Source organism: Streptomyces sp. PsTaAH-137, assembly GCF_003259365.1.
GTDB lineage: Bacteria > Actinomycetota > Actinomycetes > Streptomycetales > Streptomycetaceae > Streptomyces.
On record NZ_QLLY01000008.1, the window covers coordinates 81,504 to 96,993 of the forward strand.

General features: G+C 70.7%; 16 protein-coding genes, 1 tRNA gene and 1 pseudogene. 3 read left to right on the forward strand and 15 right to left on the reverse strand.

Annotated elements, in window-relative coordinates:
* Nucleotides 1–94: 94 nt before the first annotated feature.
* Nucleotides 95–1,069: a pyridoxal-phosphate dependent enzyme gene (locus K377_RS19195; RefSeq protein ID WP_111664648.1), complete on the forward strand. Its 975-nt coding sequence runs from the start codon at nt 95–97 to the stop codon at nt 1,067–1,069.
* A 76-nt stretch (nt 1,070–1,145) separates the two neighbouring features.
* Here K377_RS19195 and K377_RS19200 read toward each other — a convergent pair whose 3' ends face one another.
* The 4 genes from K377_RS19200 to K377_RS19215 all read right to left on the reverse strand — a co-directional run bounded on the left by K377_RS19200 (nt 1,146) and on the right by K377_RS19215 (nt 6,980).
* Nucleotides 1,146–2,585: a Cys-Gln thioester bond-forming surface protein gene (locus K377_RS19200; RefSeq protein WP_258395082.1), complete on the reverse strand. Its 1,440-nt coding sequence runs from the start codon at nt 2,583–2,585 to the stop codon at nt 1,146–1,148.
* A 353-nt stretch (nt 2,586–2,938) separates the two neighbouring features.
* Nucleotides 2,939–3,382: a single-stranded DNA-binding protein gene (locus tag K377_RS19205; protein ID WP_111664649.1), complete on the reverse strand. Its 444-nt coding sequence runs from the start codon at nt 3,380–3,382 to the stop codon at nt 2,939–2,941.
* A 140-nt stretch (nt 3,383–3,522) separates the two neighbouring features.
* On the reverse strand, nt 3,523–5,337 hold the full coding sequence (locus tag K377_RS19210) for a YfjP family GTPase (RefSeq protein WP_309252236.1): 1,815 nt from the start codon (nt 5,335–5,337) through the stop codon (nt 3,523–3,525).
* 5 nt (nt 5,338–5,342) lie between these two features.
* Nucleotides 5,343–6,980, reverse strand: a complete 1,638-nt coding sequence (locus K377_RS19215) for a dynamin family protein (protein WP_111664650.1) — start codon at nt 6,978–6,980, stop codon at nt 5,343–5,345.
* Between the two features lie 390 nt (nt 6,981–7,370).
* On the opposite strand from K377_RS19215, the gene K377_RS19220 reads away from it, so the two are divergent.
* A tRNA-Arg gene (locus K377_RS19220) sits at nt 7,371–7,443 on the forward strand.
* Between the two features lie 189 nt (nt 7,444–7,632).
* On the opposite strand, the gene K377_RS19225 is transcribed toward K377_RS19220, so the two are convergent.
* The 11 genes and pseudogenes from K377_RS19225 to K377_RS19275 all read right to left on the reverse strand — a co-directional run bounded on the left by K377_RS19225 (nt 7,633) and on the right by K377_RS19275 (nt 14,998).
* Nucleotides 7,633–9,027 carry a site-specific integrase gene (locus K377_RS19225; protein WP_111664651.1) on the reverse strand — a complete coding sequence of 465 codons (1,395 nt, stop codon included), beginning with the start codon at nt 9,025–9,027 and terminating at the stop codon, nt 7,633–7,635.
* Entirely contained in the window at nt 9,027–9,224 is a 198-nt protein-coding gene (locus tag K377_RS19230) for an AlpA family transcriptional regulator (RefSeq protein ID WP_111664652.1), read from the reverse strand. Before K377_RS19230 ends, K377_RS19225 begins: the two co-directional genes overlap by 1 nt.
* Nucleotides 9,221–10,627, reverse strand: coding sequence for a replication initiator protein RepSA (repSA, locus tag K377_RS19235; RefSeq protein ID WP_111664653.1), 1,407 nt, complete (start codon nt 10,625–10,627; stop codon nt 9,221–9,223). Before repSA ends, K377_RS19230 begins: the two co-directional genes overlap by 4 nt.
* Nucleotides 10,628–10,714: 87 nt before the next feature.
* Nucleotides 10,715–11,035: a SpdD-like protein gene (locus K377_RS19240; protein ID WP_111664869.1), complete on the reverse strand. Its 321-nt coding sequence runs from the start codon at nt 11,033–11,035 to the stop codon at nt 10,715–10,717.
* Nucleotides 11,036–11,064: 29 nt separating this feature from the next.
* On the reverse strand, nt 11,065–11,220 hold the full coding sequence (locus tag K377_RS19245) for a hypothetical protein (RefSeq protein WP_111664654.1): 156 nt from the start codon (nt 11,218–11,220) through the stop codon (nt 11,065–11,067).
* A gap of 10 nt (nt 11,221–11,230) precedes the next feature.
* Nucleotides 11,231–11,422 (reverse strand): mobile element transfer protein, encoded by a 192-nt coding sequence (locus tag K377_RS19250; RefSeq protein WP_111664655.1) that lies wholly within the window; start codon nt 11,420–11,422, stop codon nt 11,231–11,233.
* An 18-nt stretch (nt 11,423–11,440) separates the two neighbouring features.
* A pseudogene (locus K377_RS19255) lies at nt 11,441–12,121 on the reverse strand (DUF2637 domain-containing protein).
* Between the two features lie 3 nt (nt 12,122–12,124).
* Complete coding sequence (locus tag K377_RS19260) at nt 12,125–12,310, reverse strand: hypothetical protein (protein ID WP_111664656.1); 186 nt, start codon at nt 12,308–12,310, stop codon at nt 12,125–12,127.
* Nucleotides 12,311–12,388: 78 nt separating this feature from the next.
* The gene (locus K377_RS19265) at nt 12,389–13,756 is read right to left on the reverse strand and encodes an FtsK/SpoIIIE domain-containing protein (protein ID WP_111664657.1); all 1,368 of its coding nucleotides are present in this window, start codon (nt 13,754–13,756) and stop codon (nt 12,389–12,391) included.
* Nucleotides 13,757–13,758: 2 nt separating this feature from the next.
* Nucleotides 13,759–14,115, reverse strand: a complete 357-nt coding sequence (locus K377_RS19270; RefSeq protein ID WP_111664658.1) for a hypothetical protein — start codon at nt 14,113–14,115, stop codon at nt 13,759–13,761.
* Between the two features lie 103 nt (nt 14,116–14,218).
* Nucleotides 14,219–14,998 carry a GntR family transcriptional regulator gene (locus K377_RS19275; protein ID WP_111664659.1) on the reverse strand — a complete coding sequence of 260 codons (780 nt, stop codon included), beginning with the start codon at nt 14,996–14,998 and terminating at the stop codon, nt 14,219–14,221.
* Nucleotides 14,999–15,016: 18 nt separating this feature from the next.
* Here K377_RS19275 and K377_RS19280 point away from each other — a divergent pair, with 18 nt between their 5' ends.
* Nucleotides 15,017–15,481 (forward strand): NUDIX hydrolase, encoded by a 465-nt coding sequence (locus K377_RS19280; RefSeq protein ID WP_161195064.1) that lies wholly within the window; start codon nt 15,017–15,019, stop codon nt 15,479–15,481.
* The last annotated feature ends 9 nt before the right edge of the window (nt 15,482–15,490 follow it).

Here is a 15,490-nt window from a genome sequence, read left to right on the forward strand (position 1 = left end):
GTCGGCACACCACCGCGCGCTGGACACCCCGGCGCGCGCCCCGCACTGTGATGCGGTGCAGCTGCGAAGGCCGTGCGCTGCTTGGTGACCTGGGGTGGAGACGGACGTGCTGATCACTGTCGCGGATGTGGAAGCGGAAGCCGAGCGGATTGCCGAGTACGTCGTCCGGACCCCGACGGTTCCGAGCCCTGGATTGTCAGCGCTCCTGGGCGTGCCGACCACCGTGAAGCTCGAACTGCTCCAGCGCACGGGCTCGTTCAAGGCCCGGGGCGCGACCGCGAGACTGCTCACGCTCAGCGAGTCGGAACGGGCCGCCGGAGTCGTCACGGTCAGCGGAGGCAATCACGGCATCGCGCTGGCCGTCATGGCGGGCCTGCTGGACATCAAGGCGACCATCGTGATGCCGCGCTCCGCCCCGGCCGGTGCCAAGGACACCGCCGAGAGCTCCGGAGCGACCGTCCACATCGCCGACACGATGCACGGCGCGTTCGCCCTGGCCGACGAGCTCAGGGACGCGGGGCTCACCCTGGTCCATCCCTTCGACGACCCCGTTGTCGTAGCCGCCCAGGGCACGGTCGGCCTGGAGTTCGCGCAGGATGCCGGAGATCTCACCGACGTGCTCGTGAGCATCGGCGGCGGTGCGCTGGCCGCCGGCGTCGCCACGGCACTGCGCGCGGCTCGCCCCGGAATCCGCCTCTGGGGCGTGGAGACCGAAGGCGCTCAGGCCATGTCGGCGGCCCTGGAAGCCGGCCGGCCGATCCCGGTCGAGTTGTCCTCGGTCGTCTCGACGCTCAGTGCTCCCAGCGCCTCCCAGCTCACCTACGACCATGCCTCGGCGCTGCTCACCGACGTGCTCACGGTGACCGACGCCGAGGCCGTCCAGGGCTCACTGGACCTCGCCGACCACGCGAAGGTCTGGGCCGAACCCGCCGCCGGTTGCCTGCTGCCCGCCGCCCGTCAGGTCGTCGCACGCGTGGGCCAGGACGCCAGCCTCGGCCTGGTGATCTGCGGAGGCAACGCCACGACCACCGACATCGCCACCTTGGCCGAGCGCTTCGGCCTGCGCTGACGCCGCCCGTGGTGCGGGGTCAGGGGCGGGGGAGATCACATCTCGCCCCTCCCCCGACGGACCCCGCACTCACTACTCACTCGCCCCCGGACTCCCCCTCCGCCGGCGCCTTCTTCTTGCGTACGAGGACCAGCGCGGCGCCGCCGACCAGGACCAGCACGATGGCCGTACCCGCGATCACCGGGGTCGCGTTCGAGGCACCGGTCTCGGCCAGGTCCGTGCCGGGGGTGCCGGTGCCACCCACCGAGGCGGGGCTGGGCTGGGTCGTGGTCTGGGTGCGCAGGCCGTTGTCGTCGGCGTTGGCCGCGGAGGCCGTGCGGCAGTCGAGGATGCCGCGCAGGCGCTTCTCGAAACCGTGCGGGCCCTCGATCGTGAAGTCGTAGGCCTGGTCCTCCTGCAGCGGTATCGTCACCGTCCGCGTCGCCTCGGCCGGGACCGTGTATTTCTCGTCCATCAGCTCGAAGGTGAACGGCTCGTCGCCCTTGTTGGCCACCGTGATGTCGACGCCGCTCTTGTCGCAGTTCTTCTGCGCGGAGAGGGCCGGGACAGCGCCCTGCCTCGCCCAGGTCGCCGTGGCGGTCGCGGAGACCGTGGACTCGCTGGAGCCCGCGAGGATCTGCGTCTGGCTGCGGGTGTCGGAGGTGAAGGCGCGGCCCACCGGCACCGTCGTCGAGGCCTGCACGGTCAGCGCCGCCGAACCCGCGTCGGCGTCCTCGGGTATGTCGAAGTACAGACGGCTGCCGTCGGTGGCGGACGTGACCGGCTCGCCCTTCTGGTCGACGATCCGCACGCCTTCCGCGGCGGCCTCGGCGGGCGGCGTCACACCGACGCTGTCGGCGTCGGTGCGCACCGTGACCGGTCCGACCCGCTCGCCCTGGTGCCCGGAGACCGCCTGCGGCATCAGCGTCAGCGACGCCGTCGGCTCGGTGAGGGTCAGCGCACTGCGCTGCAGATAGTCGGCGAGCTTCTCGGCGGCGGGGCTGACGGCCTCGACGTCGGCCTGGTCCGAGTAGCGCCAGATGGCGACCTGGGTGCCGGCCGCGGCGTCCTGCTCGGTGAGAGTCTTGGTGCCGGCCTTGCGGGCCAGCGCGGCGAGATCGTTGACCTGCGGGTACGAGTTCTGCAGGATCCAGCGGATCTTGCCCGCGTCCTTGTTGCCGCCCAGCGAGGTGCTGCTCCAGGCGGTCTCCTGGTACCGGGCGTCGGTCTGTGTCGGGTTGTGGATGTCGACGCAGTACGTCTGGAGCATGCCGCCGCCGTCGACGGTCATCAGGAACAGGCCGGCGGAGACCTGCTCGCCCTTGCCGTCCTCGTGCACGACGGCCGTCCCGTGCGTGTCCATGCCGCTGATGACGGCGCTCGCCCCGCTGCTCTGCTCCGGGGCACCGTCGACCGCTCGGGCCGGGCCCGCACCGGATATCGCGCCGGCCATCACGAGCCCCGACACCAGAGCCGCCGCGGCGACCCGGGCGGTGGACCGCCCGCACCGTGCGGCCCGCGTGAACACTGAATACACGTAATTCCCTTTCAGGCAGGACGCGTTGAAGCATGGGGGGTGATGTCCCGCCGCCAGAATCAATGCCGACCCGAACGACCCTGAACCCCCTTGAGGGGGCCCGGCCGACTCTTGAGCCCCTCGAAACCTCCGGAGCCTCCGAAGCCCTCGGACGCGCCTTTGAGATCAGGAAGGAGACCAGCAACTCCTTGCGCATCCTAAGGAAGTCGGCTGTGGCGGTTCTTTGAGGTTTCGTCCGCCCGGCGATCCGAATCGGAATCGTTATCCCCGAAACCATGTGCGAAGTGGGCCAATCGCCACATCACCGGCGGCTCATGGGCGGCGTTTCGTGACCGGCCGTCATGCACGGCGGGTCATCCGACCGGCTCCGGCTCGATCTCGAACGACGGCTCGTCCAGTGCCTGTTGCGCCGGATGCTCGCCACCCGCGCCCGCCGCCTTCCGCGTGGCCCTGCGGAACGCCGCCGTGCCGCGCGAGAGATCGTGGCCGACCGCGCTCGCCTGGATGTCGGCCGACGTCCAGTGCTGGCCGCCGCGCTCCTCGTCCCGCACCTTCAACCGGCCCTGCACGATGACCGGTTCACCGATGGTGATCGAGCCCTGCACATTGGCGCCCAGCGGCCCGTTGGCCCACACCGTGAAGAAGTTGGTGTGCCCGTCCACCCATTCATTGCGCACCCGGTCGAAGCGGCGCGGGGTCACCGCGAGCCGGAACCGCGACACCGGCCCCGTCGGCAACTCCCGGTAGACCGGAGTCGTCGCGACATTCCCCACCACCGTCAGCAGCGTCTCGTTCATGGCGTACGCCCTCCCCTGATCATCCGAAGACCGCGTCAGGTCACCGCACCGGCCACCTGACGACGGTCGCGGCCCGGGCCCCTCCCGAACCGCGATCCCCAGACTGCCCCCGCCCCCGATATCCCGCCGCCGCCTGTGCCCTACCGGCCGGTTGTGGAAATCCCCCTCACCCGTACGTACTGCTCCCGCACCTCCCGGTACCGCAGCAGCTCCGCCGCGACGGGATCGAGCACCCGCGCCCTGCCGCAGGCCGCCGCGGCATCCCGCAACCGGCGCTCCGCGTCCTGCCCGTACCGCCGCGCCGGCCCCTTCGCCGCGAACCGGCACGCCCACTCCACGCACGGCCCGCCCACGATGCCGGTCAGCATCATCAGCACGGGCACCCCGAGGTTGGGCGACACCACCCCGACGATCTGGCCCAACAGCCACAGCCCGCCCAGCACCTGAAGGACAGTCATCGAAACCTGCGCCAGCACCGCGACCGGCCACCACCCCGGGCGCGGCGGCCGCGCACCGGATCCGGACGCCGTTCCCGACTGCCGGGCCCCCGCGTCCGGCCCGTCCGCCGCCACGGCCAGTTCGTCGAGCGCCTGGGGCAGCCCCTCGGCGCCCCGCGTGGCCGCCTCGCGCACGGCCTGGCCCCAGGCCGTGGGCAGCCCGGTCGCCGCCGCGTCGCCGACGGCCCGTACCGCGTGCTCGACGCGCTGGCGCGCCGTGGTCTCCTCCTCTGCCGGCGGCGCGGCGGCCGGGGCGCTCGCGGTGGCGGCGCGCTGGGCCTCGTACCACCGCCAGAGCCTGAGCCAGGGCGTGCCGCAGGCCTTGTTCGCGCCGCGCGCCCACGCGCGTTCGGCGGCCTGTCCGGCGGCTGCCGCGCCGACCGCCTCGGCGAGCCGGTCGGCGAACTCCTCGCGGGCGGCCTCGCTCAGCCCGGTCTGCCGCCCGGCCGCGTACACCGGGCGCAGCCGGTGCGCCGCCGCGTCCACATCGGCGCCGATCCGTCGGGCGGCGGCGCGCCGCTCGCCGACGAACTGGTCCAGGGCCTCGCGCAGGTCGCCGACGCCGTCCCCGGTCAGCGCGGACAGCGGCAGCACGGTGGCGCCCGGTTCGCCGTGCTCGCCGAGCGCGATGCCGTCCTCGTCGAGCAGGCGCCGCAGGTCGTCCAGGACCTGTTCGGCGGCGTCGCCCGGCAGCCGGTCGACCTGGTTCAGCACGACGAACATCACCTCGGCGTGCCCGGCCATGGGCCGCAAGTAGCGCTCGTGCAGCATCGCGTCGGCGTACTTCTCGGGGTCGACGACCCAGATCACGGCGTCCACGAGGGCGAGCACCCGGTCGACCTGCTCGCGGTGCGCGGGCGCGGCCGAGTCGTGGTCGGGCAGGTCGATGAGCACGAGCCCGTCGAGGGGCGTGTCGGCGTGCTGCCCCTGAAGCGGCCTGCGCCGCGAGCGGCCGGGGATGCCGAGCCGGTCGAGCAGCCCCGCCGCGCCGTCGGTCCAACTGCACGCGATCGGCGCGGAGGTGGTCGGCCGGCGCAGCCCGGTCTCGGACAGCGGCACACCCGCGAGGGCGTTGAACAGGGTCGATTTCCCGCTGCCCGTGGCCCCGGCCACCGCCACGACGGTGTGCCGCGCGGAGAGCCTGCGGCGGGCGGCGGCCTCGTCGAGCACCCGGCCCGCCTCGGCGAGGGTCGGCCCGTCGAGACGGGTCCTGGACAGGCCCACGAGCTCGCGCAGCGCGTCCAGGCGCTCCTTCAGTTGTCCGTCGTCGTACGTTCCCGTGCCGGCCGGCGGCGCCGTCTCCAGGAGGTCTCCCGCCTGTCCGGCGGCCCGCCGCGCGATGAGCCCGTCGTCCCAGGCGCCTGCCTTCGGAGGCACGGACGGTTCAGCGGTCTCCGCACTCTGCGGGCCCTGAGGCTGATCGGAGTACTCGGTGTCGTGATCCGTGACGGCGGTCACCGCCCTCACCTCTCCTTCTGCAGCAGCGAAAGGGCCGCGATCAGTTCGGCCTGGGATTCCGGGGTGACGCCGAGTCCGTCGAGCGGCGTGAGCCGGCGTTCGCGCTCCGCGCCGAGCACGGTGTCCAGGTACTCGCTGAGCAGCCGCCCACCGCGGTCGCGCAGCTTCAGAGCGCCCTGCGCGCCGATGCGCTCGGCGAGGTACTCACCCGCGGCCCTGGCCCGCCGGCCGCCGAGCAGCGCGGTGGCGACGAGCGCGGCGACGACCTCGGGCTCGGGCGGCGCGACGCCTTGCAGGTCGCCGACGGCCCGCACTTCCTCCTCCGCGTACTCCTCAAGGACCCGCCGCCACCGTCGTACGGCCATCCCGATGCGGTGCTCGGCGCTCTCCAGCTCGGGGTCCCGCCCGGTCAGTTCGGGTGCGGCGCCGCCCGGTTCGCGCCGCCAGGCCTCGTCGACGCGCTGGTCGGCGGCGCTCACGGCGCACAAAAGAAGAGCGCTGAGACTCTCCACGAGCGCGTCGAGGAGTTCCCCGGCCGAGCAGTCCAGCGGATAGCTCCGCCACCGCTTGAGGGCGTCACCGGCGAGCACGCCGCCCCGCTGCAAACGGCTGCGTACGCGCGCGTGCTCGTTCTCGTACGCCTCCTCGACGGCGGTGGTGAGCCGTACGGCGGCCGAGTGCTGGGCGGCGACGGCGGCGGCCAGCTCCGGCATGCGGGCCCGGAGCGAGTCGAGCACGCCGCGCGCCGTACGGGTCACGGCGATGGCCCGGGCGTCGGAGTCCTGGACACGATGGGTGAGCCAGGCCCGCAGCGGCGCCACGGCGGTCGCGGGGAGCAGTCCGCCGTTCCCGGTGGACTCGGGCAGCTCGGGAACGGTGAAGCGCGGTACGTCGCCGAGCCCGGCCTTGGTGAGCAGGGCCCCGTACTGCCGCGACACCTCGGCGACGACCTGATGCGGTACGCGGTCGAGCACGGTCACCAAAGTGGCGTCGTACTCCTTTGCGGTACGCAGCAGATGCCACGGCACCGCGTCGGCGTACCGGGAGGCGGTGGTGACCATGATCCAGACGTCGGCGGCGCTCACGAGCCGAGCCGCCAGCAGTCGGTTCTCGTCGACGAGGGAATCGACGTCGGGCGCGTCGAGCAGCGCGAGCCCCTGCGGCAGCGTGCCCGCGGTCTCGACCCTGAGCACCTGCTCCCCGTCCTCCAGTACGGGGTCCAGCGCGTCGTCGTCCGGGTCCGCGGCCTCGTCGTCGGCCTGGCGGGGCACCCACACGCGCGTGAGGTCGGGCAGCACCCGCATCCCGGAGAACCAGTGGTGGTCGTCCGGGTGACAGACCAGCACAGGTGTACGGGTCGTCGGCCGCAGCACACCGGCCTCGCTCACCACACGCCCTACGAGTGAATTCACCAGAGTGGACTTGCCGGCACCGGTGGACCCGCCGATCACGGCGAGCAGGGGCGCTTCGGGAGCGCGCAGCCGGGGCACCAAGTAGTCGTCGAGCTGTGCGAGCAACTCGTTCCTGTTGGCACGCGCGCGTGGCGCCCCCGCGAGGGGAAGCGGGAAGCGCGCGGCGGCGACACGGTCGCGCAGCGCGGTAAGTGCGTCGAGCAGCTGAGGCCGTACGTCCAAGGTCACCACATGCGAAGAATGCCCAATTTTGGTGGCTTTCTGAAGCATATGAGCGCACCTGCGCGCCGATAACACGCCAGAACAGACCAGGAGGCCCAGCCGAAGCCTCCGACGGCGCCACAAAAGGGGCGTGATACGCCACAGGAAGCACACAGCGGGACGGAAGGGTAAACAGGGGGCGCAGGCATAACGAGTGCACAACACCCGTGGCTGGAGTCGCCAAAAGCGATGCAGGATTCGTACCCACCTGCGATTATCAGGATCGCTTCACTGAACCTCCACATCGCGTCGCGGAGGCGAAGCAGCAAGGACCGGGACCCGGGAGCCCTATCCTTGTCCCCGGCAAGGTCATGGATCACCCCCACTTCCATCCGGCCGAGCCACCGGCCACACACACCGGCCCCCGTAGCTCAGTGGATAGAGCAGGCGCCTTCTAAGCGCTTGGCCGCAGGTTCGAGTCCTGCCGGGGGCGCCTCTCAGAGGCCTCACTTCGGTGGGGCCTTTCTGCTGGTCAGAGGCCCTTTACATGCACACGCAGAAGCCCCGGCCACTCCCCCGCCGATCATGGGGTGGGTCCGGGGCTGTCCGGCTGAAACCGGGTCTCTGCGGGTCGCTGTGTCGAATACGTGTCGAAGTTTTCGGCGGCGGGGCGGTCTGTGGGTCAGTCGGTGTCGGTGAGGTCTTCGAGATCCCCAGCCGCTTCGAGCCGCCTCTTCAGGTCCGGCAACTGGCCGTCGACGCACCGGGCGTAGATCGAGAGCAGCACGGGGACGCTGTTGCCTGCCCAGTCGGCCACCTGAGCGGGCGGGATCCCGTCGTTGAGCCACTTGGTCAGGCGGGTGTGCCGGAGGTCGTACACGCGCTTGCCCATGGGCGACTCGAAGACGTGCGGAGGCAGCACGGCCTCGCGGGCGCTACGCCAGGCGCGCCGGAAGACGGAGCCAGCGAGGACGCCGGTCTTCTCGCCCCGGAAGAGGAGATCACCGGGCTTCAGTTCTTCGTCCTCGATGTGCTGGCGGAGGATCCGGGTCAGGGCGGGGTGCCCTGGAACGGTTCGTGTCTCCCCTTCGGCGCGGCCTTTGAGGTCACGCTCTTCGTGGATCTCTCCCGTGTCCGTCCACTGCTTGCCGACTTCCGGCGTCGCCGTGTGGATCAGGAGTTCGCACCACTGGTCGTTCGCGTCGACATCGGGCAGCTTCACGTCGGCTACGCGCATGGCCACTGCCTCTTCCGGGCGCGGCCCGCAGTAGTACAGGGCTGCGAAGAACGCGTGCAGCCGCTTACCGCCCCGCGGCCTCTGACGGACCCAGTCGAGAAGCGCGGCAGCTTGCGCCGGATTGATCAGGCAACGTTTGTCGACGGCGTTCGTGGTCTTGGTGGTGGTCGTTGCTTCCTTGCCCTTGGGAAGGGGGTTGGCGCGAAGGATGCGACGCCGGATCGCGTGCTTCATGACGACGTTGAGGATTCGGCGGTGGCGCTTACGAGACCATGCTGCCGCCTGTTTGCCGTCGAGCCGCGTATCGATGGCCCGAAGGACCTCGTCGACCTTCTCGGGATCCTCCCAGGACGAGACGGGGAGGGAGTTCCGCTCGATCCATCGAAGGATGATCACAACGTCCCGCGGGGCGTCCGGCCGGCGGTTCACGTTGAAGGCCCACTCACGCAGGGCGGTGCGCACGGCGACGGGATCGAACTGGGCGGGCCGAGCGCGCAGCAGAGCGATCGTGATGGCTGTGAGCGTCTTGGCGGTGTTCTTTCGGCTGTTGCCGCCGAGTTGGGGCCAGCGCGCATCCACGTACTGAATGGCGAACGTGTACCAGCTCATGGAGGCCGCCTTGGAGCGGTGCGACACGGGAAGCCCCGTAGCAATGACGAAGCCCTCCCCCTTGCTGGTCGCCTGGATCAACTCGGAGCGGAACCCTTCGGCGAGTGCGACCGTGCTGAATGGCTCGCGCCATGCCTTACCCGCGACCATCCATCGCACCGTGTACGTGGTCTTGCGGGCGCCCTTGTACGGGAGGATCTTGTACACCTTGACGTCGTAAGTCGTCTCCATCAGGCGGCGTCCTCACGGTCGTCGAGCCAGAGGTCGAGGTCGCTCCGCCGGATCCTGAGGTCGCCGTTCGGGAGCTTGATGCAGCGTGGTGCGCGTCGCTTGGCGCGCCAGTCGTAGAAGGTCGAGCGCGAGATGCACAGTTCGGCGCAGACCTCGGCGAGGGTGAGCATGTTGCGCGTGCGGACTGCCGTAGTCACCTGGCGCTCCTTTCGCTGAGGAGCGCTTCGCGTGCGGTCTCGCGGTTGAGCTGCAAGTCGTGGGCGATGGTGGTGGCGAGGACGGATTCGCCGGGGGTGTGGCCATGGCCGGCGTATTGCCAGTCGGCCAGGACGAGGACGGTGTCCGGCTCGTAGTCGGGCGTGCCGAGGGCTTCGCGTTCTTGGGCGGCGCGGAAGTCGGCGCGGGCCTGGCGGAGTTCGCCGAGGGTGGTCGAGTAGCGGCGGGACTTCGAGGAGAAGTGGCCGCGGAAGCCGAGCATGTGAGCCCAGGTCCACAGGCGCCGGTCCGGGTAGAGCGGGTCGAGGTGCTTGCAGGCTTTGATCAGGCGGCGGGTGTGGTCGGGGATCTGGTGGCGTTCGAGTTCGGAGAGTTCGCCGATGCGGCGGTCGAGGGTGCCGGTGTTCTCGGCGGCCTTGGTGGCGTATTTGGCGACGTAGGAGGCGACGGCCTGTTCGGTGATGTCGGAGCCGTCTCCGAAGGCTTTGACGGGGCGTACGTCGAGTTGGGTGCCCCAGCGGAAGGTGCGGGCAGGTTGGTCGTCGGCGGCCGGGGCGGACACGGACGTGTAGCCGTGGGCTGCGGCGGCGTGGATCGCGTCGGTGAGGAGCGTGACCGTGGCCCAGGACGGGGGCGGGGTCTCGGGGCCTTGCGGGCCGTCGATGCGGATCACGGCGTGGAAGTGCAGGGCGCCGCGCTTCTGGAACTCTGCGACCTTGCCGTACGAGAGGCGGGCCGACTCCTTCAGCTCTCGTTGGGAGAGGCCGGCGCGGGCGGCGATTTCGCGGCGGAGGCGGGTCGTGAAGCGCATCCACAGGTCGCCCGCGTGGTTGTTGAAGAGGACGGCAGCGGCGTAGTCGTACGTCGTCGGGTCGAGGGCCGTGCCCAGCGTCGGATCGTCGGAGGCGTGGTGGGTGCCGCAGCGGCAGGCGCCTCGGTCGGGGCGGTTGTGGACCGGGCCGAAGGACGGGGCGGTGAGGGTGGCGAAGACGCGGGGGTGGTCGCGGACCGTGGAGGGGACGTCGCGGTTGTCGTCTCCGGCCAGGCCCGCACGGATCAGGTGGTAGGTGTCGCCCGCGTACGTGAAGGCGCAGGAGGGGCAGCGGGAGGCGCGGCGGTTGCCGCAGGCGAGGCGGAGGCGGCCGCCGGGTTCGGTCTCGGTGGAGTAGTGGTGCAGGGTCTCGCCGGTGGTCTTGTCCTTGGTGAGGGTCCAGCCGGTGAGGTGGATGGGGTCGGAGCAGCCGCCGGTGCGGTGGATCTGGTCCTGCCAGCGGTCGAAGTCGTCGGCCGAAGCAACCCTCAGCAGGTCGCGGAGGGTGGTTGGGTCGAGCAGCGTGTCAGGCTCGGGCGCCCTTGCGTGCGGAGGGCGAGTCCGGTGGGCCATGCTGGTGCTTCCTTCCGGTTCTTGGATCGGTGGGGCACGGCTCCCGGGCGGTGGATGCTTGGCGGTATCAGGCCGCCCGGGGGTCGGTCAGCGGCGCTTGTGGTCGCTGTTCATGAGCGAGCGGATGACGAGCGCGGTGATGGCGGTCGATCCGGCGGTGATGGCGACCGCGAGGAGCAGTGAGACCAGGACGGCGCCCAGGACCAGGACGACGGTCGTGCCGCCGACGACGAGGGTGATCAGGCCGCCGGACGTGAGCTGAATCGTGGGGCGATTCGTCGAGGCCGGAGTGGCGGTCGGCGTGTGTGCCGGGGCGACGGGCTGCGTGATGGTGGTCGACTTGATGACGGCGGACGGGGTGACGTGGCCGGTCGGGGCGGGCATGGTCGGGACCTTGGGGCGCAGCATCATCGGGGCGTTCTCCCTTCGGTGAGTGGTTACTTGACGGCGGTGTCGATGGCCGGGGCCAGGAGGCTGTCGGCGAGGAGGTAGCCGCCCAGGAGCAGGAGGGCGACGAGCCACCAGGGCGGGCGGATGAGCTTGATACCGACCAGGCCGACGCAGGCGACGAAGAACCAGAGCGGGACGTCCATGGGTGTCTCCTCAGCGGACCTTGCAGCGGTGGGTGCGGGCGGCGAGCTGGGCGGCGGACTGGCTGGAGTAGTCCGAGGACCAGCCGCAGCGGTCGGCGGTGCACACGGCGGCGTGCTTGGTGTGGCCGCGGCGGTCGCAGTGGGTGCCGATCTGGACCGGGCCGATCTGCATCACCGAGTGGAAGTGGTCGTGGGCGGGCACGGTGGTTCTCCCTCCAGGTCAGATGAGTTGGGCGGCGATGGCGTCGGCCAGCTGGGGCGGGACGCCGAGGCGGGCGCGCAGGGTGTCGGTGTCGATCGCGGTGCCGGTGCGGGTGTGGTGGTCGGCGGCGAGCTTGCGGGCGTGGTCGACGAGGGCGGTTGGGACGGCGGGGGTGGTCGGGGCGGCGGGTTCGGCGGTGGCCAGGAGGGCCGCGACTTCCTCGCGGGCCGGGGGCTCCACGGCGTCTGGGGCTGACGGTGTCGGCGCCTGGATCTCGGGTTCGGGCTCCGGGTCAGCCGCGGGTGCCGGCGGCGTGGGCTCGGTGGGTGTCGAGGTGGTGGTGTGGGCAAGGAGGGTGCCGCCGAGGAAGGCGATGGCGGGCCATCAGGCAACTCCGATCCGCAGCCAGGCGGGCGGGTGCTGGATGTCGAGGAGTCCGGCAGTGGCGACGTTGGCGCCGAGCGAGGCGAACAGCGCGACGGCGAACCAGCACCAGGCGAGCCGGGAGCGACGGTCGCCCCGGAGTCGGCGCCAGGCGGCGACCAGGAGCAGGTCGACGCTGACCGGGTAGGCCCAGGCTTTCCAGCCGTCTTGTCCGGCTGCGTCGGCCAGGTCGTGCAGGTGGGCGAAGGAGAGGGCTCCGGCGATGACGGCCTGGACGAGGACGGCGTCCGGTCGGAGCGCGGTGCGGGCCGTCATGGGTCAGTCCTCCGTGGGGTCGTCGCCGTCGCGGAGCAGGAGGGGCGGCAGAACCCCGATCGGGAGCGACAAGGCCAGTGCGGGAGCGACGATGGCGATGAACGCCGTGTCGGCGTCGTAGCGCCTCTCGTAGAGATCCAGCGCGCGAAGGAGTGCGATGGTGCGGGCGAAGTCCTCGTTGGCGTCCATGGGCTGGCCTCCTGTTTTGGCATGGGTGGGGTAGGGAGCTGGCGCGGAGGTGGTCGCGCCGACCGTGGAGCGGAGGGGTCAGGCCGTGACCGGGGCGGCCTTTGAGAGCGACACGGAGGCCGGGGAGAACGCGGCGACGGCGGGCCGGAAGGCGGCGAGCGCGGGAAGGTCCGGGGTGCGGTCGGCGTGGGCGTTGCAGAGGTTCACGGCGTCACGCAGGGAGGTGTGCGGGGCGCGGATGCGGGCCCATCCACCGGTTGAGTCACCGGCGACGGCGATGCCGGGGGTGTCGGGTGAGATCTGGATGGCGGCGAGTACGGCGTCCGGGGAGATGTCGCCGAAGGCCATGCTGGCGCTGGTCTCGTCGTTGACGCGGTGGGCGGTGCGGCCGGTGAGCTGGGCTCGGAGCATGGTGATGCCCTTGCCGAGTTCGGAGCCGAAGCGCTGGCCGCAGATCTCCAGATAGATGCCGGCCGCGCGGCCGAGCTGAGCGAGACGGACGAGCGCGGTGATGATGCGGTCGCGGCGCCTCTCCTCGTCCTTGCTGGCGAAAAGAGCGAGTTCGGCGACCTCGTCGACCAGGAAGACGACGGGGGTCGGTCGCAGACCGGCGGGCAGGTCCCAGATGTCGGCGGCGATCTCCGCGTCCGGAACGGCGACGCTGATGCGCTGTTCGGCGCGGATGAGCTGGTAGACGTCGGCCATGTGGGCAACGAGCGCTTCGAGGAGGTCGAGCGCGGTGTCCGGGTTGTCGGCCAGCGCCGAGAAGCGGCGGGCGAGCGGGAAGAGTTCGACGCCCTGTTTGCAGTCGATGCCGACCAGGGCGACGTCGAGCGGGGCGAGGCCGCAGACGAGATTGCGCTGGTAGACGGACTTGCCAGACTGGGTGGCGCCGAGGGTCAGACCGTGCGGGACGGCGCGGTAGTCGCGGTAGTGGATCGCTCCGTCCTCGCGCAGGGCGACCGGGACGCGGAGCGGTGACATGCTCGCGGAGGTCTTGGGGGCGGGCATCCGGACGCACTTGAGCACGTCGTAGCCGGTCATCCGCAACTCGACGACACCGGAACGCAGTTCACGGGAACTCACGCCCTGCATCCCGAAGGAGTGGCGGAGCCGGTCGGTGGCGGCGGAGAAGTCGAAGGCGTCCTGGCCAGGGCGGAGCTTGAGCCGTAAGACGAGGCCAGTCCGGGTGGGACGCAGACGCAGAATGCGCGGCGAACGCGACTCCGGCACGGGCCGGTTCGCCATCCGGGCGAGCGCGAGGCGCCAGCGCGAGGGCGGGACCGTGAGCCCGCAGGCCTCCATCACGGAGGCATAGCGGACCAGGATCCGCACCGAGGCAAGCACGGCGCCGAAGCAGACCCAGTACCAGGCGGGGCGTCGCCGCCGCAGAAGACCTGCGGCGACGGTCACCACCACGAGCACGATGACGATGAACTCGCCCATGATCAGGCCGCCTTGGCCTCAGCCGCACCGGAGACCAGGGAGGTGACGGCGACGGCACGGAAAGCGATGCCGTGCCGCTTCTGCCCGTTGAACTCGTTCTCCCACGGCCGGGCGATCAGACCGGTGAGCGCGACCGGGGTGCCCATGGTCAGCTCCTCGGAGACGCCGGCCTCAGGGACGGTGACGGACAGGACCTCCACCTCGTCATTGGCCGCGAACAGCACGTCCACGGTCATCAACTTGCCACCGGTCTCGACGTCGAGAGCGATCTCACCGGTCCGGCGGTCCTTGATCTTGATCTGCGGGGTCTTGGCGACCATCACGGTGGCGGTGGAGGTGTCGACGGGGATCTGACGCACAGCGGATCACTCCTATGTAGGGACTGAACTCCGTCACTCCTATACATGAGTCAACCCGCCGCGACAGATAAGTCACGGCGGGCTGTGAGGAGTTGAGCGAGCGTCAGTCGGCGGCAGGGATCCGGTACTCGAAAACGAACTGGTCAGCGGCCATGAGGGTGTCGCACACCTCGACCACACGACCTTCAGCCGTACGGGCCTCACGGATCAGGTGAACCACTGGCGCACCCGGGCTCAGCGCCAGCTCGGACGCCTCAGCCTTGGAGGCCGGCCGCGCTTGCAGCGTCTCGACGAACTCGGCGAACTCGTGCCCGTGGTCTTCGAGCCGGGCGTAGATGCCGCCACCGCCGGGGTTCTCGGCGAACAGCTCGGGGATGTCCTTCACGACGTCCCACGGGAGGTACGAGGAAGCCGTCTCGACCGGGGTGCCGTTGCGGAAGTAGAGGCGCCGACGCGCGAGGACCTGAGTGCCGACCGCAACTCCGAGGCGTTCGGCCGCACCCTCGGGGGCTTCCATGGGCCCGATGTAGAGGACGCTGACCTTTGCCGTGGCGCCTGACTGCGCGGACTCGGCGAGGTAGGCGGCCTTGCCGCCCTGGCGGTGCGAACGGCGGAAGCGGTCGGAGGAGCGATGCCGCACCGGCGGTCGGTCCTTCACGATCGAGCCCTTGCCGTGCCGGGTCTCCACGAGCCCACTGGCCCGTACCTCGACCATGGCCTTACGGATCGTGCCGCCCGAGACGTTGTAGCGGTCGACCAGCTCCGACTCGCTCGGCACCATGTCTCCGGGCTTGAGGACACCGCCCCTGATCTGCTGAACGATGTCGTCAGCGATCTGCACGTACCGAGGTACGGCCCTCCTCTCTCCTGCTGCAGTTCCCATAGTCCTTCTCTTCCTCCTATGCTCCTGTACATGAGTAACAGCGCCCAGGAAGGCCAGTCAACGCCACTGCACTCCGTGTCCGTAGCCGGAGTGGTGGTCCGCGACGACGGCCGACTGCTGGCGATCCGCCGCGCGGACAACGGTCACTGGGAACTCCCCGGCGGCGTACTCGAACTCGACGAGACCCCCGAGGCTGGCGTACGCCGCGAGGTCTGGGAAGAGACCGGCATCCACGTCGAGGTGGACGAGCTCACCGGGGTCTACAAGAACACCACCCGCGGCGTCGTCGCCCTGGTGTTCCGCTGCAAGCCCGCGGGTGGCATCGAGCGAACGTCGAGTGAGTCAACGGCAGTTGAGTGGCTGACGCCCGACGAGGTCACGCAGTACATGGCCGAGGTCTACTCGATCCGACTCCTGGATGCTCTCGATGGGGCAGGCCCTCACGTGCGGAGCCACGACGGCAGCCGGCTCATCCTCCATTAGGTCGACAGA